The 19,984-nt window shown below is 61.6% G+C and carries 20 protein-coding genes; 9 read left to right on the forward strand and 11 right to left on the reverse strand.

The features are described 5' to 3' along the window. Window positions 1-744: 744 nt before the first annotated feature. Entirely contained in the window at window positions 745-1,512 is a 768-nt protein-coding gene (locus CKW07_RS10140) for an SDR family oxidoreductase (protein WP_095144766.1), read from the forward strand. 38 nt (window positions 1,513-1,550) lie between these two features. On the opposite strand, the gene CKW07_RS10145 is transcribed toward CKW07_RS10140, so the two are convergent. The 7 genes from CKW07_RS10145 to CKW07_RS10175 form a co-directional block, all read right to left on the reverse strand. Next, a complete protein-coding gene (locus CKW07_RS10145; protein WP_095144767.1) occupies window positions 1,551-2,684 on the reverse strand; it encodes an AGE family epimerase/isomerase in 1,134 nt (377 codons plus the stop codon). A gap of 112 nt (window positions 2,685-2,796) precedes the next feature. Continuing rightward, window positions 2,797-3,369, reverse strand: a complete 573-nt coding sequence (locus CKW07_RS10150; RefSeq protein WP_095144768.1) for a HupE/UreJ family protein — start codon at window positions 3,367-3,369, stop codon at window positions 2,797-2,799. Window positions 3,370-3,406: 37 nt separating this feature from the next. After that, window positions 3,407-4,021 (reverse strand): urease accessory protein UreG, encoded by a 615-nt coding sequence (ureG, locus tag CKW07_RS10155; protein WP_095144769.1) that lies wholly within the window; start codon window positions 4,019-4,021, stop codon window positions 3,407-3,409. A gap of 9 nt (window positions 4,022-4,030) precedes the next feature. After that, window positions 4,031-4,705 (reverse strand): urease accessory protein UreF, encoded by a 675-nt coding sequence (locus tag CKW07_RS10160; protein ID WP_095144770.1) that lies wholly within the window; start codon window positions 4,703-4,705, stop codon window positions 4,031-4,033. Continuing rightward, window positions 4,702-5,202 carry an urease accessory protein UreE gene (gene ureE / locus CKW07_RS10165; RefSeq protein ID WP_095144771.1) on the reverse strand — a complete coding sequence of 167 codons (501 nt, stop codon included), beginning with the start codon at window positions 5,200-5,202 and terminating at the stop codon, window positions 4,702-4,704. The genes CKW07_RS10160 and ureE overlap by 4 nt, the downstream gene beginning before the upstream one ends. 197 nt (window positions 5,203-5,399) lie before the next feature. Further along, window positions 5,400-6,032, reverse strand: a complete 633-nt coding sequence (locus tag CKW07_RS10170; RefSeq protein ID WP_095078180.1) for a TetR family transcriptional regulator — start codon at window positions 6,030-6,032, stop codon at window positions 5,400-5,402. A 165-nt stretch (window positions 6,033-6,197) separates the two neighbouring features. Further along, complete coding sequence (locus CKW07_RS10175; RefSeq protein ID WP_095144772.1) at window positions 6,198-6,539, reverse strand: hypothetical protein; 342 nt, start codon at window positions 6,537-6,539, stop codon at window positions 6,198-6,200. Window positions 6,540-6,929: 390 nt separating this feature from the next. Between CKW07_RS10175 and CKW07_RS10180 the strand changes: the two genes are divergently transcribed. Next, a complete protein-coding gene (locus CKW07_RS10180; protein ID WP_095144773.1) occupies window positions 6,930-8,999 on the forward strand; it encodes an AsmA family protein in 2,070 nt (689 codons plus the stop codon). 300 nt (window positions 9,000-9,299) lie between these two features. On the opposite strand, the gene CKW07_RS10185 is transcribed toward CKW07_RS10180, so the two are convergent. Continuing rightward, window positions 9,300-10,205 carry a LysR substrate-binding domain-containing protein gene (locus CKW07_RS10185; RefSeq protein WP_095144774.1) on the reverse strand — a complete coding sequence of 302 codons (906 nt, stop codon included), beginning with the start codon at window positions 10,203-10,205 and terminating at the stop codon, window positions 9,300-9,302. Window positions 10,206-10,327: 122 nt separating this feature from the next. Between CKW07_RS10185 and CKW07_RS10190 the strand changes: the two genes are divergently transcribed. The 3 genes from CKW07_RS10190 (at window position 10,328) to CKW07_RS10200 (ending at window position 12,279) form a co-directional block, all read left to right on the forward strand. Continuing rightward, window positions 10,328-10,966: an FMN-dependent NADH-azoreductase gene (locus CKW07_RS10190; protein WP_095144775.1), complete on the forward strand. Its 639-nt coding sequence runs from the start codon at window positions 10,328-10,330 to the stop codon at window positions 10,964-10,966. A 1-nt stretch (window position 10,967) separates the two neighbouring features. After that, the gene (locus tag CKW07_RS10195) at window positions 10,968-11,273 is read left to right on the forward strand and encodes a multidrug efflux SMR transporter (protein ID WP_095144776.1); all 306 of its coding nucleotides are present in this window, start codon (window positions 10,968-10,970) and stop codon (window positions 11,271-11,273) included. A 115-nt stretch (window positions 11,274-11,388) separates the two neighbouring features. Next, entirely contained in the window at window positions 11,389-12,279 is an 891-nt protein-coding gene (locus tag CKW07_RS10200) for a triacylglycerol lipase (protein ID WP_095144777.1), read from the forward strand. Window positions 12,280-12,289: 10 nt separating this feature from the next. Here the strand turns inward: CKW07_RS10200 and CKW07_RS10205 are convergent, their stop codons facing one another. Then, window positions 12,290-13,165, reverse strand: coding sequence for a DMT family transporter (locus CKW07_RS10205; protein WP_095144778.1), 876 nt, complete (start codon window positions 13,163-13,165; stop codon window positions 12,290-12,292). Window positions 13,166-13,260: 95 nt separating this feature from the next. Between CKW07_RS10205 and CKW07_RS10210 the strand changes: the two genes are divergently transcribed. Together CKW07_RS10210 and CKW07_RS10215 are read left to right on the forward strand one after the other, a co-directional pair. Beyond that, window positions 13,261-14,046 carry a helix-turn-helix transcriptional regulator gene (locus tag CKW07_RS10210; RefSeq protein ID WP_095144779.1) on the forward strand — a complete coding sequence of 262 codons (786 nt, stop codon included), beginning with the start codon at window positions 13,261-13,263 and terminating at the stop codon, window positions 14,044-14,046. A gap of 120 nt (window positions 14,047-14,166) precedes the next feature. After that, window positions 14,167-15,180 (forward strand): AI-2E family transporter, encoded by a 1,014-nt coding sequence (locus tag CKW07_RS10215; protein WP_095144780.1) that lies wholly within the window; start codon window positions 14,167-14,169, stop codon window positions 15,178-15,180. A gap of 97 nt (window positions 15,181-15,277) precedes the next feature. Here the strand turns inward: CKW07_RS10215 and CKW07_RS10220 are convergent, their stop codons facing one another. Beyond that, window positions 15,278-16,543, reverse strand: a complete 1,266-nt coding sequence (locus CKW07_RS10220) for an Hsp70 family protein (protein WP_095144781.1) — start codon at window positions 16,541-16,543, stop codon at window positions 15,278-15,280. Window positions 16,544-16,834: 291 nt separating this feature from the next. Between CKW07_RS10220 and CKW07_RS10225 the strand changes: the two genes are divergently transcribed. Together CKW07_RS10225 and CKW07_RS10230 are read left to right on the forward strand one after the other, a co-directional pair. Continuing rightward, window positions 16,835-17,776, forward strand: a complete 942-nt coding sequence (locus tag CKW07_RS10225; protein ID WP_095144866.1) for a DnaJ C-terminal domain-containing protein — start codon at window positions 16,835-16,837, stop codon at window positions 17,774-17,776. A gap of 41 nt (window positions 17,777-17,817) precedes the next feature. Further along, window positions 17,818-18,123: a chaperone modulator CbpM gene (locus CKW07_RS10230; protein WP_095144782.1), complete on the forward strand. Its 306-nt coding sequence runs from the start codon at window positions 17,818-17,820 to the stop codon at window positions 18,121-18,123. A gap of 113 nt (window positions 18,124-18,236) precedes the next feature. Here CKW07_RS10230 and ureC read toward each other — a convergent pair whose 3' ends face one another. After that, window positions 18,237-19,937: an urease subunit alpha gene (gene ureC / locus CKW07_RS10235; RefSeq protein WP_095144783.1), complete on the reverse strand. Its 1,701-nt coding sequence runs from the start codon at window positions 19,935-19,937 to the stop codon at window positions 18,237-18,239. Window positions 19,938-19,984 lie beyond the last annotated feature (47 nt).

The following is a 19,984-nucleotide window of genomic DNA, read 5'->3' on the forward strand; positions in this document are numbered from 1 at the left end:
CAACGTGGTCATGCACAAGCCCCGACGAGCAATCGTCGGGGCTTTTTGCGTTTCCGCTCCAGCGTAGGCGCTATACATGGCCTCAATCATGAAAATGTGGAAAACAATCTTCGTAACCTGTCAAAGCGCGACATAAAGCCGCTGCAAACAGCTGTTTTCCCACAGTTTTGACTTGTCCCCGTTTGCTGTGGAGCTGGCTGTGGGTAACGTGGGTGCAACTCGTTGCAGGCCTTTATCTACGTGGCTTGCAGGTTGTTGGTTGTTTTTTGATCAGGTGCTTTTACGCGACCCCGAGCCTGTCTTGTCAACCTTTTTATTGGCAGGCAGTTGCACCCCGAAAGCCTTCGAACAGCCTGTGGATAAGTCTGTGGTTAAACTCTGGAAAGACTGCGCAAAGCAGCGCAATTGCTGGCTTGGCGCCATCGCCTGTCTGACTGATCGGTCGCGTTAAGCGGGGAGGGCTACACGTGAGGCCCGCCGGGTCAAGCAAAAAACTTTTCAATCTGCCCGCAAAGCCTTGTGGATAGCGGTGTTCAGGGTTTTGTACTTGCCCCCAAAGACTGTGGAAGGGGCTGTGGATAAGGTGCGTGCAACAGGCTGTGAGCCGCGGCGGGCGTGGCCCTGCAAGAGTTGGCTGTTTTTTGTACAGTAAACCCGAGGTTGCTGCTAGGAACGTGGCCGGGCATGCTGCCGGCTGATTTCCCATTCCAATGGCTGTGTATCAGCCCAAGTCAGGAGAGCACGATGTCCAACACCCTGTTTATTACCGGCGCGACCTCCGGTTTTGGTGAAGCCTGCGCCCGCCGTTTTGCCGAGGCTGGCTGGAAGCTGGTGCTGACGGGGCGCCGTGAAGAGCGCTTGAATGCCCTGTGTGCCGAGCTGTCGAAGCAGACCGAGGTCCATGGCCTGGTGCTCGACGTGCGTGACCGCAAGGCGATGGAGGCGGCAATTGCCAACCTGCCGCCGTCGTTTGCCACCTTGCGCGGACTGATCAACAACGCCGGCCTGGCCCTGGGTGTGGACCCGGCGCCCAAGTGTGACCTGGATGACTGGGACACCATGGTCGATACCAACATCAAGGGGCTGATGTACAGCACTCGCCTGCTGTTGCCACGGCTGATCGCCCATGGCCGCGGCGCCGGGATCATCAACCTCGGCTCCATCGCCGGCAACTACCCGTACCCGGGCAGCCACGTGTATGGCGCGAGCAAGGCGTTCGTCCAACAGTTCTCGTTGAACCTGCGTTGCGACCTGCAGGGTACCGGCGTGCGTGTGAGCAACATCGAGCCGGGCCTGTGCGAGAGCGAGTTCTCGCTGGTGCGTTTTGCCGGTGACCAGGCGCGTTATGACGCAACGTATGCGGGCGCCGAGCCGATTCAACCGCAGGACATTGCCGAGACCATCTTCTGGGTGCTCAACGCCCCGGCGCACATCAACATCAACCGCCTGGAGCTGATGCCGGTCAGCCAGACCTGGGGCGGGTTCGCGATCGACCGCAGCAGCAAGGCGTAAGTGTGGCGAGGAGGCTTGCCCTCCTCATCACCCAAGGCTCAGCCAAAATACTCGGCTAGCCCGCTGTAGCAGGTGGCCAGGTGGTAAGGCGTGGTCGAGGGCATGTCCCGGCGACTGACCGTGCCGCTGGTATCCAGGCATTCGTACCAGCCTCCGGCATGCAGGAAGCGGTCGGCCAAGGCGTTCAGTTGGCGCAGCAGCGAGGCTTCGCTGCCTGGGCGCAGGGTCAGGGCGCGCAGGTATTCCGCTTGTGCCCAGATACGCTGTGTGGCATCGCGAGGCCTGCCACCCTGTTCAAGGTCAAGCATGGCGCCCACGGCGCCTGTCTGCGGATCGACCCCCCACTGTTCGGTGACGGCGAAGGCGCGGTTCAGGGAGGCATGCAGGGTGGAGCCATGCAGGACTGGCGATGAGTCGAGCAGGAAGAACCATTCGAACTGGTGCCCCGGCTCAAACCAGTTATCCACAGCCTTGAGCGGCTTCTCCATCATCACCCCGTGCTGCGGGTCGATGAACTGCTGCTGCATGGCCTCGCACAGAGCCGTGAGTGCCGCCTGGACCGGGGCATCATCGCGTACCGACAGGGTCGCCAGAAACGCTTCGGCCAAGTGCATCAGCGGGTTCTGCAAGGGGCCGGAGCCGAGCGAAGACCAGTCACGGTCGAGGCTGGCTTCGTACAGGCCGTCGTCTGTGGCAAAGCGTTGAGCGAGTACTTCCAGGGCGGCATTGAGCACCGACTCCACCAAGGGCTCGCGGACCTTGCTCCAGTAGTGGGCGCAGGCAAAGAGGATGAAGGCGTGGGTGTAGAGGTCCTTGCGTTGATCCAGCGGCGCGCCGTGGGGGTCAATGCTGTAGAACCAACCGCCATGCTCGGCATCGTGGAAGTGCCGTTGCAACGAGCGGAACAAGGCCGCTGCGCGCGCTTCGGCCGCCGGCACCTCACCGATCAGGCTGGCGAACAGGTACAGCTGCCGTGCACAGGCCATGGCCCGGTAGCGCTGCGGCGGTAATGGCCGGTGCTCGGCATCCAGGGCCTCATAGGGCAGCGCCATGTCGCTGTTCCAGCCGGGGCCTTGCCAGAGCGGCACGATCACGTCCCGGAAATGCTGTTGCACGGTGGCAAACAGAGCGGTCAGTTCGGGCTGGGAGGCAGAGCGGGGAGCATGGGGCATTGGCTGGCGTCGTCACGGCAGGAGTGTTTGCGCGACATGGTAGCAGAGGGGCGGGGGGCAAGCTGCAAGCTTCAAGCGGCAAGCAAGAGCCGGTCAGCTTGCAGCTTGCGACTTAGCCTGCGAGCAACCAGGCCCCGGTCGCCGCCGATGCCGCTCCGGCCATGCGAACCAGCGGCGCGGCGGCTTGCGGCAACACCCGCACCACCGCGTAACCTGCGATATGCAAGGCGGCAGTCGCAATGACGAAGCCGATGGCGTAGGTCCAGGGGCTGGACATGGCCGGCAGCTCCAGGCCATGGGCCACGCCGTGGAACAGGGCAAACAAGGCGGTCGCGCCGACTGCCAGGCTCAGTGGCGGGCGCACTGCCAAGGCCACGGCCAGGCCCAGGGCCAGCACCGAGGCGGCAATCCCGCTTTCCAGTGCCGGCAGGCTCAGGCCTTCAAAACCCAGCAGCCCGCCCATCAGCAGGGTGCCGACGAAGGTACCCGGCAGTGCCCAGCGCGCGGCGCCTCGCTGTTGCGCGGCCCACAACCCCACGGCAAGCATTGCCAGCAAATGGTCCAGGCCACCGATCGGATGGCTGATGCCGGCCAGCAAGCCGTTGTCGCCATGACCGGGGTGGGCGAAGGCCAGGGTCGGTGTGAGCAGCAGGGCTGCGGTGGCAAAAAGGCGATGGAGTGTCATGACTGAGCTTCCTTGTTGAAAAGACGTGTGGATAACTTCAGGCCGCGCTCAGCAGCCCCTGGCGCTCGATGAAGGCAATGATTTCCTCAAGACCCTGGCCGGTCTTCTGATTGCTGAAGACAAACGGCTTGCCGTTGCGCATGCGCCGGGTGTCGCTGTCCATCATCGACAGCGAGGCACCTACCAGCGGCGCCAGGTCGATCTTGTTGATCACCAGCAGGTCTGATTTGCAGATGCCCGGCCCGCCTTTGCGCGGCAGCTTGTCGCCCGCGGAAACATCAATGACGTAGAGGGTCAGGTCCGACAGTTCCGGGCTGAAGGTGGCCGACAGGTTGTCACCGCCAGACTCCACCAGAATCAGGTCCAGGTCGGGAAAACGTCGGTTCAACTGATCCACCGCCTCGAGGTTGATCGAGGCGTCTTCGCGAATCGCCGTGTGCGGGCAGCCGCCGGTTTCCACGCCGATGATCCGCTCGGGCGCCAGGGCTTGATTGCGCACCAGGAAATCGGCGTCTTCGCGGGTATAGATGTCGTTGGTGACCACCGCCAGGTTGTAGCGCTCGCGCAGCGCCAGGCACAGGGCCAGGGTCAGCGCGGTTTTACCGGAACCGACCGGGCCGCCAATGCCGACGCGCAGAGGTTGTGCGTTCATGTGTTTCTCCTAGGATCGGAACAGACGGCTGTACTGGCGCTCATGGGCCATGCACGCCAGGGACAGGCCGAAGGCGGCGCTGCCATAGTGTTTGGGTTCAATGCTTGAAGCGCTCTGCTGAGCCTGTTGCAGCAGCGGTAGCAGTTCGCTGGTCAGCCGTTGCGCCGCTTGCTGGCCCAGCGGCAGGGTTTTCATCAGCACTGCCAATTGATTCTCCAGCCAGCTCCAGAGCCAGGCGGCCAGGGCATCGTGCGGGCTGATCTGCCAGGCGCGGGCGGCCAGTGCCCAGCCCAGGGCCAGGTGCGGTTCGGGGTGTTGTTCGAGGAAGTGGCGCGCGGCCTCATCCAGTTCCGGCAAACCGTTGAGCAGTTGCTGCAGGGAATAACCCATCTGCCGGCTTTCCTGATGTAGCTCGCGGGTTTCCCGGCTGGTGCGATGCTCCTCGCACCGTTGCGACAACTGCGCCCAGTCCTGCCCGGCAGCAGCGAGGCAATGGGCGAGCAACAGCGGCGCTTCGAAGCGCGCGAGGTTGAGCAGCAACTGGTCGCTGATCCAGCGTTTGGCCGATAGCGGGTCGCTCACGCGGCCGTTCTCCACGGCCATTTCCAGGCCCTGTGAATAGCTGTAGCCACCGATCGGCAGCTGTGGGCTGGCCAGTCGCAACAGCGCCCAGGCCGGGTTCACAGGCGCACGCCAAACTGATGGAGCCTGGGCGCATAGTTGAACGCCTCGTCACCGTGTCGCGAGTGATGATGGCCGCCGCCATAGGCACCGTGTTCCGGCTGGAACGGCGCTTCGATGGGGTCTGCTCTGGCGCCCAGTTGTTCGAGCATGGCCTTGAGTACGTAGTCGTCGAGCAGGCGCAGCCAGCCGTCACCGACTTGCAGGGCCACATGGCGATTACCCAGGTGGTAGGCGGCGCGGGTCAGTTCGAAGGGGTTGGCGCAGGTGACATGCAGCAGCTGTTCGGGGCGGGCGCAGACGCGCACGATACGGCCGTCTTCGGCTTCCAGGCATTCCCCGTCGTGCAGCGGCGGTTGTCCGCGCTCTAGAAACAACCCGACGTCTTCACCCTCGGCACTGAAGCAGCGCAGACGGCTTTTACTGCGCGCCTCGAAGTTCAAGTGCAGCTCTGCGACCCAGGCGGGTTGAGGGTCGATTCGGCGATGAATCACCAGCATTGGAAGGCTTCCAGCAAAGGACTATGCAATGGCTAGAGCAAGGGGCTTGCCAATAGCGCGAGCTGTAGGAGATTTCAGCTATTGCCTAGGGAATGCTAGAAGGTGGTGCGGGAAACCGGAGAGGGGTATGGTGTGATTTGGTGCAAAAAACTTCCGTGGCGCACCAAATCACGGCGCGGACGAACAAGCACAGAGGGTTACTCCGTGCTGCCCAACCCCTGCCAATGCTTGAGACCAATAAAGATAAAGCGCAGCTGCTGGGTGATCTTTGCCTGGGGCGTCAGGTGAGCGGGGAGCGCCTCGGCGGGTGGGTCGATGATGTCCGGGAGGGTGGCGAATACGCTCTTGACGATGAGGTCCGCCATCACCGACAAACCGGCAAAGTCCAGGTGTTGCAGCTTGGGCATCAATGACAGGTCGGCCGCCAGGTCTGAGCTGATGTTCTCGCGCAGCTTGCCGATGGCCAGGCGTACGGGCAGTGAGCCGCCGTATTGCTCGCGGGCCAGGAACAGAAACTGCGAGCGGTTGGCGGCCACGACGTCGAGAAAGATCCGCACCGAGGCGTCGATGATCCCGCCCATGACGAACTCGTTGTGGCGCACCAGGCGGATGGTTTCCCGGAACGTCTGGCCGACTTCGCTGACCAGCTCCAGGCCCAGTTGATCCATATCGGCAAAATGCCGGTAGAAACCGGTCGGGACAATACCTGCGGTTTTCGCTACTTCGCGCAGGCTCAGGCTGCCGAATCCTCGGCCGCACTGCATCAGGTGGCGGGCAGCGTCCATCAGGGCGTTGCGGGTCTGTTGTTTCTGTTCGGCGCGGGGCAGCATCAGGCGGCTGACTTCTAATCAAGGACAGCGGCGCACTCTAGCAAATCAGCTTTGCCGGCGTCGATCTTGAGTGGGGTGTAATCAGGCGGGGCGTAGCGGGAGCAACATTACACAATGTCAAAGCCCGATCCTGGGATCGGGCTTTTTTCCAGGGCCACCATGGGCTTAGCTCACAGCGCTGTTGCGTTCGATAACGCGGTCACCACCACCTTCGGCAACGGTCTGGCCTTGTGGGGTGCGGTTGTAGCCATCCTCAACCAGGCCTTTTTCTTCCAGGCGATCACGACCACCTTCGGCAACGGTCTGGCCTTGTGGGGTACGGTCGTAGCCATCGGCGGCGATTTTGTTGCGTTCCAGCAAGCGGTCAGATCCACCTTCAGCTACGGTCTGGCTGAACGCCGAGTGGTTGCCTTTGACTTGCGGAGTGGCTTGTTCGGCCGCTGGCAGGGCAAACGCATTAGCGGCCAGGATCGAAAGGGTAAGGCTAAGCAGTAATTGGCGTTTCATGATCGAGTGCTCCGTGGGTGGGCGGTAAAGTGGGTACGGAGCCAATGCTACGCTCGATAAGTCGATACAAAAGTTCATAAGGACAATGGTAATAATCAACAGAATTGATTGTTCTGCTGAGCGCCTCTAGACCGGGCGTTTGCGCAGAGTGCTCTGGCACCGAGGTAGTTGTTTGCGACCCGCAGGCGGGCCGAAAATGGCGGGCGATGGACCGCTGCCAGGAGGGTGCGTCGGGGAGAAAGCTGGGCCTTTTTGCGCGCCCCCCGACTTTGTCGTTAAACCTGCGGGCCATTTGCCAGTCGTAGTGTTTATGCCCGGGCGATTCATGGCCTGGCGTTTCTTGCGTGCGCCGCAGTACGGGCGCCGAGTGGTCATCAGGAGTCCTGTGCAATGACGCGCACCCGTAAAATATTCACCTGGGCCTTCACCAGTCTGGCGCTGCTGATGGCCTCGCTGGTCGTGATCATCCTGTTCTTTGACTGGAACCGGATCAAACCCGACCTCAATGCCAAGGTGTCCGAAGAGTTGCATCGTTCCTTCGCGATCAACGGCAACCTGTCGGTGGTCTGGCAGCGTGATGTCGACGAGGGAGGCTGGCGCGCCTGGGTGCCTTGGCCCCATGTGGTGGCCGAGGACCTGAGCCTGGGCAACCCGGATTGGTCGAAGCAGCCGCAAATGGTCAATCTCAAGCGGGTCGAGTTGCGCATCTCGCCGTTGGCCCTGTTGGTGCAGCGAGTGGTGATTCCGCGCATCGATCTCACCGAACCCGTTGCACGCCTGCAACGACTGGAGGACGGTCGCGCCAACTGGACGTTCACCTTCGATCCCAAGGATCCGAATGCCGAACCGTCCCGCTGGGGGGTGGAAATCGGTGCAATCGGCTTCGACAAGGGGCATGTCACCCTCGACGATCAGCACTTGAAAACCTCGCTCGACCTGCTGATCGATCCGTTGGGCAAACCGATCCCGTTCAGCGATATCGTCGGGGACAAGACCGCCAAAAAAGCTCGGGAGAAGGGGGCGGCGCCGCAGGACTATGCATTTGCGCTCAAGGTCAAAGGCCTGTATCACGGCCAGGTGCTTTCAGGCGAGGGCAAGATTGGCGGGCTATTGGCATTGCAGGACGCGGCCAGACCGTTCCCGCTACAGGTACAGGCCCGGATTGCCGATACCCGGGTCGAGCTGGCGGGGACTCTCACCGACCCACTGAGCCTCGGTGCACTGGACCTGCGGTTGAAGCTGGCCGGTACCAGCCTGGGCAATCTCTATCCGTTGACCGGCGTCACCCTGCCGGACTCCTCACCCTATGCCACGGACGGTCACCTGATCGCCAACCTGCGCGCGCGAGAGGGTGCGACGTTCCGCTATGAGGACTTCAATGGCACCATCGGCGGCAGCGACATTCATGGCAACCTGGTTTACGTGGCCCGTCAGCCACGACCCAAACTCAGTGGTGCGCTGGTCTCCAATCAACTGCTGTTCGCGGACCTTGCACCGTTGATCGGCGCCGACTCCAATGCCAAGCAAAAGGCACGCGGCGGTGACAGCAAGCAGCCAGCAGACAAGGTACTGCCGGTCGAGGCGTTTCGTACCGAGCGTTGGCGTGACATGGATGCCGACGTCGAGTTCACCGGCAAGCACATCGTGCACAGCGAGAAACTACCGTTCAACGACCTGTTTGCCCATGTGGTGCTCACCGACGGTCAGCTGAATCTGGAGCCGCTGCGTTTTGGCGTGGCGGGCGGCAAGCTGGATGCGCAGGTCCGCCTCGACGGTCGAACCACGCCACTGGAAGGGCGGGCAAAACTGAGCGCCCGTGGTTTCAAACTCAAGCAGTTGTTCCCGACCTTCGAGCTGATGAAGACCAGTTTGGGCGAGCTTAACGGTGACGCCGACATCGCGGGGCATGGCAACTCGGTGGCGGCGTTGCTGGGCAGCGCCAACGGCGACCTGAAACTACTGATCAACGATGGCGCAATCAGTCGTGAGTTGATGGAACTGGCGGGGCTGAACATCGGCAACTATGTGGTTGGCAAAATCTTTGGTGACCAAGATGTGAAGATCAACTGCGCCGCCGCCGACTTCGGTATCAAGAGTGGCCTGGCGACGTCGCGTCTGTTTGTGTTCGACACCGAGAACGCGATCGTCTACATCGACGGCACGGCCAACATGGCCACTGAACAGCTGGACCTGACCATATCCCCCGAGTCCAAGGGCTGGCGCCTGATTTCCCTGCGTTCGCCGCTGTATGTTCGCGGCACGTTCATAAAGCCGGAAGCCGGGGTCAAGGGCGTGCCGTTGATGCTGCGCGGCGCGGGGATGGTGGCGCTGGGGGTGCTTGCGGGCCCCGCAGCGGGCTTGCTGGCACTGGTGGCGCCGAGCGAGGACGCGCCGAACCAGTGTGCGCCGTTGCTGGAGCAGATGAAGTTGGGTAAGGCGCCGAAGACGGTGAAGGGTTGAGAACTACACCGTTGTCGGTGTTGAGCGCTAATGGGGTTTGATACTCCATTGGTGCTGTGTAGGCAGGATGCATGCTTGCGGATATTCAGATCTCATTCGGTGGTGGCAGGCGGATTGATGTGAAACAAATGGGTTTGGGTTTTTGTTGTGTGAAATGGTTTATGTTTTATGTGCGAGCTTGATCGATCCTGATTTCAATTGGATTGGGTTGGCGTTTCAGGTCTTTTAGAAAACCGGTCATGCCTACTGCGTGTTTTTCTTCCCAAGACAGAATAGGTTCGAAGATCGACCCAATGTTCGTTACATCGACTGTAGTGGGTCTGACAGTCGTGCTTCCTCTTCCAACCACTGAAAAAACGCCCGAACTGACGGATGCCGCTCGCGCCCCGGCACGCACAGTGCACTGTAACCGGCACCATTGACCTGAACCTCTGGGCGATAACCCACCAGTAAGCCACTGGCGACACTTTCCGATACCAGAATGTTGCTGGCCAGCACCAGACCTTGGCCGGCTATCGCGGCTTGCAGGGCGTAATGCTCTTCATCGTATTCGCGGGTGACCGGGTGGTTGCTCAGCCAGGTTTCCCCGGCCTGGGCGCACCAGGCTGCCCAGCCGTGAGCATAGAGTTTGGCGTTGTGCCAATTCACGCTGATCAATGTCGGTGGTCGACGACTGGCCAGCGCCACTTGCCCGGGGGAGCCGTAGACGCCGAATTGTTCGTCGAACAGGCATTGGCCGTAGAGGTTCGGGTAGTCCTCCAGGCTATAGCGGATGGCCAGGTCGACGCTGGCGTCCTGATGCAGGTCGATCACTTCGCAATGGGTGTCCAGGCGCAGCTTGATGTTCGGATGGCTGGCGTAGAACCGCCCCAGGCGTGGCACCAGCCATAGAGTAGCGAAGGCCGCGGTGGTGGAAATCATCAGCGTGGTGCCGCTGCGTTGGGGGCGCAGGGTGTCGACGCTCTGCGCCACTTCCAGCAAGGCCCCATGCAGGCTACGAAACAAGCGCTCACCACCGTCGGTCAGTTGCACGCGGCGTGGCAGGCGTTCGAACAGGGGCACGCCGAGCCAGGTTTCCAGTGCGCGAATCTGGTGGGAAATCGCGGTTGGCGTCACTGACAGCTCCTCGGCGGCCGCCTTGAAACTCAGCAGGCGCGAGGCTGATTCGAACGCACGCAGGGCGGTCAAGGGGAGCGAAGCGAACATCGTGGGACTCCATGGATGAGATCAATTCATCCGGACTGATTTTTACTCATTTGAAGAAGGCCGGCTGCGAGCTTCAAGCTGCAAGCCGAAAGCTATTCAAGTTTAGTCTTCGGGAGATTGAGATGAGTAAAATTCTTGTGGTTCACGCCAGCCCCCGTGGCGACCGCTCCCATTCCCGGCGCTTGGCCGAAGTGTTTTTAGCGGCTTGGCAGGCACAACATCCTTACGCGCAGTTGACCCGTCGAGAAGTGGGGCGGGCGTTGATTCCGCCGGTAAACGAAGCGTTTATCGCTGCGGCCTTTCATCCTGACCCCGAGGCCCGGTCCCTGTCGATGCAGGCCGATCTGGCGCTCAGCGATCAGTTGGTCGCCGAGTTGCTCGAGCATGATGGGCTGGTGATTTCCACGCCCATGCACAACTTCAGCGTGCCCAGCGGTCTCAAGGCCTGGATCGACCAGATCGTGCGCCTGGGCCTGACCTTCAACCACTCGCTGGACAACGGCATCGCCCAGTACGAACCGCTGGTGAAGGGCAAGAAAGCCCTGATTGTCACCAGCCGTGGCGGTTTCGGTTTCGGCCCCGGTGGCGAGAACGAGGCCATGAACCACGCCGATCCCTTGCTGCGCACGGCGCTGGGGTTTATCGGCCTCGACGAGGTCACGGTGGTTGCGGCCGAAGGTGAAGAGTCCGCCGAACGCACTTTTGCCGTGTCAGTCGCCGAGGCCGAGCAACGCCTGCGGGCGCTGGCCCGGGTGTTTTGAAGTGGCCTGGTTGTTCCTGCTGGTCGCTGCCGGGTTCGAAGTGACGTTCGCCATGGGCATGAAATACGCCGAAGGCTTCACCCGGTTGTGGCCGTCGCTGATCACCGTGGCGGCGGCCGTGGGCGGGATCTACTTCCTGACCCTGGCCATGCGCGAATTGCCGGTGAGCATTGCCTACCCGATCTGGACGGCCATCGGATCGCTGGGCACGGTGTTCCTGGGCTTCGCCTTGTTGGGCGAAAGCCTGACGCCGGTCAAGCTGGTGTCGGTTGCCTTGATCGTGGCGGGGGTGGCAGGCTTGAAATAGGCGTCGGGGAATGTCATAGACGCAGGGTAAAGGTGTCATCTTCGATGGCGAGGCGGGTGGCCGACGTCTTGCTTCCCAGCCTGGACCTTCCCAACGATCACAAGGATGTTTGCCCATGTCGCAGGAAACCGCCACGCGCTACCCCTTGGTATTGGTCCCGGGCATGCTCGGTTTTGTTCGTTTGCTGGTGTACCCGTACTGGTACGGGATCATCCCGGCGTTGCGCCGGGGTGGGGCTTTGGTGTTCGCCGTGCAGGTTTCGCCGGTGAACTCCAATGAAGTCCGCGGCGAAGAACTGCTGATGCAAATCGAGGACATCGTGCGTGAAACCGGAGCCGGCAAGGTCAATCTGATTGGCCACAGCCAGGGTGCGCTGACCGCCCGATACGCTGCGGCCAAGCGTCCGGATCTGGTGGCCTCGGTGACGTCGGTTGCCGGCCCCAACCATGGCTCGGAACTGGCGGATTACCTGCACCGGCACTACCCGCCCGACAGTGCGAAAGGCCGTGTACTGAGTGCGCTACTGCGCATGGTCGCGTGGGTGATGGGGGTACTGGAAACCGGTCATCACGTGCGCAAATGGCCGGTGGACTTAGACGCCTCGCACAACTCCCTGACGGGCGAAGGCGTTGCCCTGTTCAACCAGCGTTATCCACAGGGCTTGCCTGAAGCGTGGGGCGGACAGGGGCCTGAGTGGGTCAACGGTGTGCGCTACTACTCCTGGTCCGGCACCTTGCAACCCGGCAAGACCGATCGGGGCGGCAATCTGCTGGACGGCACCAACCGTAGCTGCCGCTTGTTCGCTCACACCTTTGTCCGCGAGGCGGGGCAGTGCGACGGCATGGTCGGGCGTTACAGCTCGCACCTGGGGACGGTGATCGGCGATGACTACCCGCTGGATCATTTCGACATTGTTAACCAGTCGCTGGGGCTGGTGGGCAAAGGCGCCGATCCGGTGCGCCTGTTTGTCGAGCATGCGCAGCGGTTGAAAGCAGCGGGTATATAGCCACAGAAGATCATGCGCGACCGAGCACAGTGGTCCAGCGCTCGGACAGCAGCACCCCACCCAATGTCATCAGCCCGCCCACCAGGTGGTATAGCGCCAACTGCTCATGCAGGACCACGGCGGCAATCAGGGCGGTGATCAATGGCAGCAAGTTGAAAAACAGCGTGGTCCGGCTCGGCCCCAGGCGCACCACGGCCTGCATCCATGCCAGGGGGGCGACCATCGAGGCGAGCAGGCAGGCGTAGAGCACCAGCGGAATATTCTGCAAGGTCGGGCCGACCTTGGGCGAGGCCACGAACAGCGGAAACAGCACCACCACCGCCACCAGCACCTGTAGGTAGAGCAGCACCAGGGGCGGCAGGCGCAGCTGCCATTTCTTCAGCAGGGTGCTGTAGATCGCGTAGGCCAGGGTCGCGATCAGCATCATCGCATCACCGAGATTGACCCCGTGCTCCAGCAGCGCGCCGAGGCTGCCGGACGAGATCACCACCAGCACCCCGGCCAAGGACAATACCGCCCCCGCCAGCGCACCGGCCGTCAGCCGTTGGCCAAGACTGACGATCGCCATGGCCAATGACATCAACGGCATCAGTGACAGGATGATGCCCATGTTGGTGGCGGTGGTCAGGGCGGCGGCGAAGTACGCCAGGCTTTGATACATCGCCATGCCCAGTACGCCGAGGATGAAGATCCTCGTCAGGTTCGGGCGAATCACTGGCCAATGGTTGATCACCGGTTTGAGCATGAAGGGCGTGAACAGTATCCCGGCGAGCAGCCAGCGATAGAAACCGATCTCGGCGGGGAAAATCGCACCGGCCGACATTTTGGTGATCACGGTGTTACCGGCCCAGATGAAAATGGCCAGCAGGGGATAAGCGTATTGCATGGGAAAAACCAGAACGTTGATGAAGCGCGATTATCCCCTGTCTGGATCAATGCCTATACTTCGATCCAGACAACCCGCCCTTGAATCCGGACAGCATGAACAGAAAGCCTATCGATCTGCTGGATTTCAGCGGTTTACCGGCGCCGGTGTACTTCCGCTACGCCGACTTCGACGCCCACAGCCACGCATTGGCCCATCGCCACCCCTGGGGCACCCTCGAGTATTCGGCGCACGGCGTAATGCACATGGACATCGCCGGCAGTCGCTTCATGTCGCCCCCTCAATACGCGGTGTGGGTGCCTCCGCACACCGAGCACAGCTTTTACAGTGCTCAACCGATCACCTACCGCGCGGTGTGCCTGGCACCGGAGATCTGCCGTGATCTGCCGCAGCAGGCCTGCACCCTGGCGATCAGCGACATCCTCAAGGCGATCCTCAAGGACTTTGCCGCCCGTGACGTGAAGATCGCGCAGCACCCAGCCGACGTTCGCCTGGCCCAGGTGCTGGTGGACCAGTTGCACCTGGCGCCGGTGCATGAGTGTTACTTGCCTTACGCCAGCAGCGCCGGACTGCTGGGCATACTGGAAGCCTTGCAGGCCGACCCTGGGGACAACCGGCCATTGGCGCAATGGGCTGAGCAGATCCACGTCAGTGAGCGAACCCTGGCGCGCCAGTGTGTGCGTGAGCTGGGCATGAGCTTCGGCGAATGGCGTCAGCGCCTGCGGTTCCTGGCCTCGATCGAGGCGCTGGACAGTCCTCGCAGCATTCAGGAAATCGCCTTTGACATGGGCTACAGCACAGCCTCGGCGTTTATTGCGATGTTTCAGCGCCAGGCCGGTTGCACCCCCGAGCACTATCGCCGTACCAGCCTGGATAGTTGATGAACCTGTTGCAGGCTTTATCTACACTAAGGCCCAAAAGTCTGCCGACACAATACCTAGTGCTGACATCCGAACGCTGGCAGACTGCCGATCCTTTCACGCCGTTTGTTTTGAGGCTGTATGCCAACGTTTTCTCAGCGTCACGTGTTGCTGTCAGTCAGTTGGGTAATCATTTTTGGTGGTTTGTTGCTGGTATTGCCGTTGCGACTTCTGCCGAGCCTGCTGGCCGGATTACTGGTGTTCGAGCTGGTCAACATGCTCACGCCACAGCTGCAACGGCTGATAGAAGGGCGGCGAGCACGCTGGCTCGCCGTGGCGTTGCTTGGCACCCTGGTGGTCAGTGTGCTGGCGTTGATCTTTGCCGGTGCGTTCAGCTTTTTGTTGCATGAGGCGGAAAATCCCGGGGCCTCCCTGGACAAATTCATGGGCGTGGTCGACAAGGCGCGCGGGCAACTACCACCGTTCGTCGACGCCTACCTGCCCGCCAGTGCCGCGGAGTTTCGCGTGGCGATCGGTGAATGGCTGAGCAAACACCTGAGTGATCTGCAACTGGTGGGCAAGGACGCTGCGCATATGTTCGTCACGTTGCTGATTGGCATGGTGCTGGGGGCGATCATTGCCTTGCAGAGCATACCGGATGTCACCAAGCGCAAACCTTTAGCCGCCGCCCTGTTCGATCGCCTGCATCTGCTGGTGCAAGCCTTTCGCAATATCGTCTTCGCCCAGATCAAGATCTCCCTGCTCAACACGGTCTTCACCGGGATCTTCCTGGCGGTGGTGCTGCCGATGTTCGGGATCCAGCTGCCGTTGACCAAGACCCTGATCGTGCTGACGTTCCTGTTGGGCCTGCTGCCGGTGATCGGCAACCTGATCTCCAACACACTGATCACCATCGTCGGTTTGTCATTGTCGATCTGGGTGGCCGTCGCGGCGCTGGGTTACCTGATTGTTATCCACAAGCTGGAGTACTTCCTCAACGCGCGGATCGTCGGTGGGCAGATCAGTGCCAAGTCGTGGGAGTTACTGCTGGCGATGCTGGTGTTCGAGGCCGCGTTCGGCCTGCCGGGGGTGGTGGCAGGGCCGATTTACTACGCGTACCTGAAGAGCGAATTGAAGCAGGCGGGATTGGTATAAGAGCAGTTGCAAGATTTAAGCTTCAAGCTGCAAGTAGCTTGCGAACACCGCACTTGCTCTTGCTTGCCGCTTGAAGCTTGCAACTTGTAGCTGCCCCTCAGCCATACCGCTTCATGGCGTCAATCGCCAGACCGCTGCCAATGCTGCCAAAGATGTTCCCTTCCACATGGCGCGCGTTCGGCAGCATGGCCGAGACGCTATTGCGCAAGGCCGGGATCCCGCTCGAACCGCCGGTGAAGAACACCGTGTCGACTTGCTCGACACCCACGTTGGCGTCGTTCAGCAGTTGGGTGACGCTATTGCGCACGCGCTCGAGCAAGCCATCGATGGCCGATTCGAACAGTGCCCGGCTCAGCTCCACGCTTAGACCCGATTCGATGCGATCCAGCGGCACATGACGGTTGTCCGCGTGGGTCAGCTGGATCTTGGTTTCTTCGACTTCCATCGCCAGCCAGTGCCCGGCGCGTTGCTCAATCAGCTTGAACAGACGGTCGATGCCACCGGTGTCCTCGATGTCGTAACGCATGCTGCCCAGGGCAATCTGGGATTTTTGCGAGTAGACCGAGTTGATGGTGTGCCAGGTCGCCAGGTTCATGTGGTGACTGGTGGGCATGTAGGCGCCGCTTTTCATCCGGCTGCCGTAGCCGAACATCGGCATCACGCCTTGCAGGCTCAGCTGTTTGTCGAAGTCGGTCCCGCCGACGTGTACGCCGCCGGTGGCGAGGATGTCGTCCTGGCGCTGGTCCAGGCCACGGCGCTCAGGCGACAGGCGCACCAGCGAGAAGTCGGAGGTACCACCGCCGATGTCGACAATCAGTACCAGCTCTTCTTTCTCGATGGTCGACTCGTAGTCGAATGCCGCGGCAATCGGTTCGTACTGGAACGACACTTCCTTGAAGCCGATCTTGCGCGCCACTTCCACCAACGTGTCTTCGGCTTCCTTGTCGGCGACCGGGTCGTCGTCGACGAAGAACACCGGACGACCCAGCACCACTTCTTCGAACTCCCGACCGGCGGCGGCCTCGGCGCGTTGCTTCAGTTGGCCGATGAACAGCCCCAGCAGGTCCTTGAACGGCATGGCCGTGCCCAGCACGCTGGTGTCGTGCTTGATCAGCCTGGAACCCAGCAGGCTCTTGAGCGAGCGCATCAGGCGGCCTTCATAGCCTTCCAGGTACTCGTGCAACGCCAGGCGGCCGTACACCGGGCGGCGTTCTTCGATGTTGAAGAAGACCACCGAAGGCAGGGTGATCTTGTCGTCCTCCAGCGCGATCAGCGTTTCCATGCCGGGGCGCAGCCAGCCGACAGTGGAGTTGGACGTGCCGAAGTCGATACCGCAGGCACGGGCCGCAGATGCGTTTTTCATGTCTTTCGAGTTCCGGTTAAAAAACGGCCGCGCAGTGTATGCCAGTGCGGCACAGAACCGAAGGCCGACTATCCGCTAAATCTCAGCTTTCCGCGCCTTGAAAGACTATCCTTGTTCCCCAAACTTACAGGCATGGCTTGGCAGCCACGGCGCGATCAACGGATTCGCCCGGCTGCCGATAAACTTCTGACGCGCTGTCCGGTCACAACCTTGAGATCGGTCAAGCCTGCTGCGACCCATCGGTGCAAGCTGGCAGGCGGCGCGTATCGATAACGGATGGTGATTCGAGCGATGGACTTCAAAGACTATTACAAGATACTCGGTGTGGAGCCGACCGCTGACGACAAGGCGATCAAGGCCGCCTATCGCAAGCTGGCGCGCAAGTACCACCCCGATGTCAGCAAGGAAAAGGACGCTGAAGCCAAGTTCAAGGACGCCTCGGAGGCGTATGAGGCGCTGAAAAGCGCCGACAAACGCGCCGAATACGATGAGTTGCGCCGTTACGGCCAGCATGGCCAGCCGTTCCAGGGGCCGCCGGGCTGGCAGAGCCGTGGTGGTTTTGGCGGCGGTCAGGACGCAGGTGACTTCTCGGACTTCTTCAGTTCGATCTTCGGTAACCGTGGCCCGGGCTTCGGTGGTGGACAGCCTGGCCGTAGCGCCGGTCGGCGAGGGCAGGACGTGGAAATGGAATTGGCGGTCTTTCTTGAAGAGACCCTGTCGAGCGAGTCGAAGAAGATCAGCTTCCAGGTGCCGCAGTACAACGCTGCCGGTCAGCACGTCAGCAACACCAGCAAGAGCCTGAACGTGAAGATCCCGGCCGGTGTCACCGATGGCGAGCGCATCCGGCTCAAGGGCCAGGGCGCACCGGGTATCGGTGGTGGCGCCAATGGCGACCTGTACCTGACCATTCGCTTTGCACCGCACCCGAAATTTGATGTGGAAGGCGAAAACCTGATCATCACCTTGCCGTTGGCGCCATGGGAACTGGCGCTGGGTGCCGAGGTGGCAGTGCCGACCCTGACGGGCAAGATCAACCTCAAGGTCCCGGCCGGTAGCCAGAACGGCCAGCGCATGCGCGCCAAGGGCCATGGCCTGCTGAACAAGGCGGGCGAACGCGGTTACCTGTTCGTGCAGCTGAAGGCGGTGATGCCCAAGCACAGTGACGACGAGGTCAAGGCCTTGTGGCAGGAACTGGCGAAGAAGGCGGCGTTCAATCCGCGAGAACACTTTTGATCGGCGCATATTCCAGCGCCTGAGCAATGGAGTCATTGACTATGAGCAGTCCCCTGATCGTTCAACTGGACATGGCAGAATTCTGTGAGGCGACCGGTTTACCCGACGTCTACGTGATCGAAATCGTCGAGCACGGCATCCTCGAACCTCAGGGCGCACAGCCCGGGGACTGGCGTTTCAACGACGTCGAACTGGCCCTGGCCAAACGCGCCGCGAAATTGCGGCGCGACCTGGAGCTGGAATGGGAAGGCGTCGCCCTGGCGCTGGACCTGCTTGAAGAAGTGCAGCAGTTGCGTGCCGAGAACCGGATGCTCAAGCAGCGGTTGGGGCGGTTGGTCGTCGAATAGCCGCCCATCGCGACGCCTGAGCAAGGGGGAGGGCCAAGCCCTCTCCGCCACATAAGCGGGAACGCCAGAACCCGCTGGATGGTTCGCCGATGGCACTGCGCAGGAAGACCACCTCAGAACAGGAAATACCGCTGCGCCATCGGCAAGGTCTCTGCCGGCTCACACCACAGTAACTCACCGTCAGCCTTGACCTGATAAGTCTGCGGATCGACCTCGATGCTCGGCAGGTAGTCGTTGTGGATCAGGTCGGTTTTCTGCACGTCGCGACATCCCTTGACCACGGCAATTTTCTTCTTCAAGCCCAGCGCTTCGGGGAGGCCGGCGTCGTGGGCTGCCTGGCTGATGAAGGTCAGGCAGGTGGCGTGCAGCGAGCCACCAAAGCTTGCAAACATCGGGCGGTAGTGCACCGGTTGCGGCGTCGGGATCGAGGCGTTGGCGTCGCCCATCAGGCTGGCGGCGATGGCGCCGCCCTTGAGGATCAGCGTCGGCTTCACCCCGAAAAACGCCGGTCGCCACAGCACCAGATCGGCCCACTTGCCCACTTCGATCGAGCCGACTTCATGGCTGATGCCGTGGGTGATCGCCGGGTTGATGGTGTACTTGGCGATGTAGCGTTTGGCGCGGAAGTTGTCGTTGCCCTCGCCATCTCCCGGTAGCGGGCCGCGCTGTTTTTTCATTTTGTCGGCGGTCTGCCAGGTGCGGGTGATGACTTCGCCGACCCGGCCCATGGCCTGGCTGTCGGAGCTGATCATCGAGAACGCGCCGAGGTCGTGGAGGATGTCTTCGGCGGCGATGGTTTCACGGCGGATGCGGCTTTCGGCGAAGGCCACGTCTTCGGCAATGCTCGGGTCCAGATGGTGACAGACCATGAGCATGTCGAGGTGTTCGTCGATGGTGTTGCGGGTGAACGGTCGGGTCGGGTTGGTCGAGCTTGGTAACACGTTGGTGAAACCGCAGGCCTTGATGATGTCCGGCGCGTGGCCGCCACCGGCACCTTCAGTGTGGTAGGTGTGGATGGTCCGGCCCTTGAAGGCGGCGAGGGTGGTCTCGACGAAGCCCGATTCGTTGAGGGTGTCGGTGTGAATCGCCACTTGCACGTCGTACCGGTCGGCGACGCTCAGGCAGTTGTCGATGCTGGCCGGGGTGGTGCCCCAGTCTTCGTGCAACTTGAGACCGATGGCGCCGGCCTTGACCTGCTCGATCAGCGGCTCCGGCAGGCTGGCGTTGCCCTTGCCGGTGAGGCCGATGTTCATCGGGAAGGCATCGGCCGCCTGAAGCATCCGCGCCAGGTGCCAGGGGCCCGGGGTGCAGGTGGTGGCGTTGGTGCCGGTCGCGGGCCCCGTGCCGCCGCCGATCATGGTGGTGACGCCGCTCATCAGCGCTTCTTCGATTTGTTGCGGGCAGATGAAGTGGATGTGGGTGTCGATGCCACCCGCCGTGAGGATCATGCCTTCGCCGGCGATCACTTCGGTGCTGGCGCCAATGGAGATGTCGACGTCGGGCTGGATATCCGGGTTGCCCGCCTTGCCAATTGCCGCGATGCGTCCGTCCTTGAGGCCGACGTCGGCCTTGACGATGCCCCAGTGGTCGATGATCAGCGCATTGGTGATCAGGGTGTCGACGACATCGGCAGCCAGTAACTGGCTTTGCCCTTGACCGTCGCGGATCACCTTGCCGCCGCCGAACTTCACTTCTTCGCCGTAGGTGGTGAAGTCCTTTTCGACCTCGATCCACAGCTCGGTATCGGCCAGGCGGACCTTGTCACCTACGGTGGGGCCGAACATGTCGGCATAGGCTTGTCTTGAGATTTTCATGTGCTTGCCTTGAAAGTGAGGTGCGGCAGTCCGCGTCCATGGTGGCG

It is taken from the genome of Pseudomonas sp. Irchel s3b6 (assembly GCF_900187415.1).
GTDB lineage: Bacteria > Pseudomonadota > Gammaproteobacteria > Pseudomonadales > Pseudomonadaceae > Aquipseudomonas.

Bases quoted from the DNA above. Each gene is read 5' to 3' on its own strand.
- CKW07_RS10145 (WP_095144767.1), bottom strand. From the start codon at position 2,684: ATGCCCCATGCTCCCCGCTCTGCCTCCCAGCCCGAACTGACCGCTCTG.
- CKW07_RS10170 (WP_095078180.1), bottom strand. From the start codon at position 6,032: ATGCTGCCCCGCGCCGAACAGAAACAACAGACCCGCAACGCCCTGATG.
- CKW07_RS10150 (WP_095144768.1), bottom strand. From the start codon at position 3,369: ATGACACTCCATCGCCTTTTTGCCACCGCAGCCCTGCTGCTCACACCG.
- CKW07_RS10190 (WP_095144775.1), top strand. From the start codon at position 10,328: ATGAGTAAAATTCTTGTGGTTCACGCCAGCCCCCGTGGCGACCGCTCC.
- CKW07_RS10220 (WP_095144781.1), bottom strand. From the start codon at position 16,543: ATGAAAAACGCATCTGCGGCCCGTGCCTGCGGTATCGACTTCGGCACG.
- CKW07_RS10175 (WP_095144772.1), bottom strand. From the start codon at position 6,539: ATGAAACGCCAATTACTGCTTAGCCTTACCCTTTCGATCCTGGCCGCT.
- CKW07_RS10140 (WP_095144766.1), top strand. From the start codon at position 745: ATGTCCAACACCCTGTTTATTACCGGCGCGACCTCCGGTTTTGGTGAA.
- ureG (WP_095144769.1), bottom strand. From the start codon at position 4,021: ATGAACGCACAACCTCTGCGCGTCGGCATTGGCGGCCCGGTCGGTTCC.
- CKW07_RS10180 (WP_095144773.1), top strand. From the start codon at position 6,930: ATGACGCGCACCCGTAAAATATTCACCTGGGCCTTCACCAGTCTGGCG.
- CKW07_RS10230 (WP_095144782.1), top strand. From the start codon at position 17,818: ATGAGCAGTCCCCTGATCGTTCAACTGGACATGGCAGAATTCTGTGAG.
- CKW07_RS10185 (WP_095144774.1), bottom strand. From the start codon at position 10,205: ATGTTCGCTTCGCTCCCCTTGACCGCCCTGCGTGCGTTCGAATCAGCC.
- ureC (WP_095144783.1), bottom strand. From the start codon at position 19,937: ATGAAAATCTCAAGACAAGCCTATGCCGACATGTTCGGCCCCACCGTA.
- CKW07_RS10205 (WP_095144778.1), bottom strand. From the start codon at position 13,165: ATGCAATACGCTTATCCCCTGCTGGCCATTTTCATCTGGGCCGGTAAC.
- CKW07_RS10210 (WP_095144779.1), top strand. From the start codon at position 13,261: ATGAACAGAAAGCCTATCGATCTGCTGGATTTCAGCGGTTTACCGGCG.
- ureE (WP_095144771.1), bottom strand. From the start codon at position 5,202: ATGCTGGTGATTCATCGCCGAATCGACCCTCAACCCGCCTGGGTCGCA.
- CKW07_RS10225 (WP_095144866.1), top strand. From the start codon at position 16,835: ATGGACTTCAAAGACTATTACAAGATACTCGGTGTGGAGCCGACCGCT.
- CKW07_RS10215 (WP_095144780.1), top strand. From the start codon at position 14,167: ATGCCAACGTTTTCTCAGCGTCACGTGTTGCTGTCAGTCAGTTGGGTA.
- CKW07_RS10200 (WP_095144777.1), top strand. From the start codon at position 11,389: ATGTCGCAGGAAACCGCCACGCGCTACCCCTTGGTATTGGTCCCGGGC.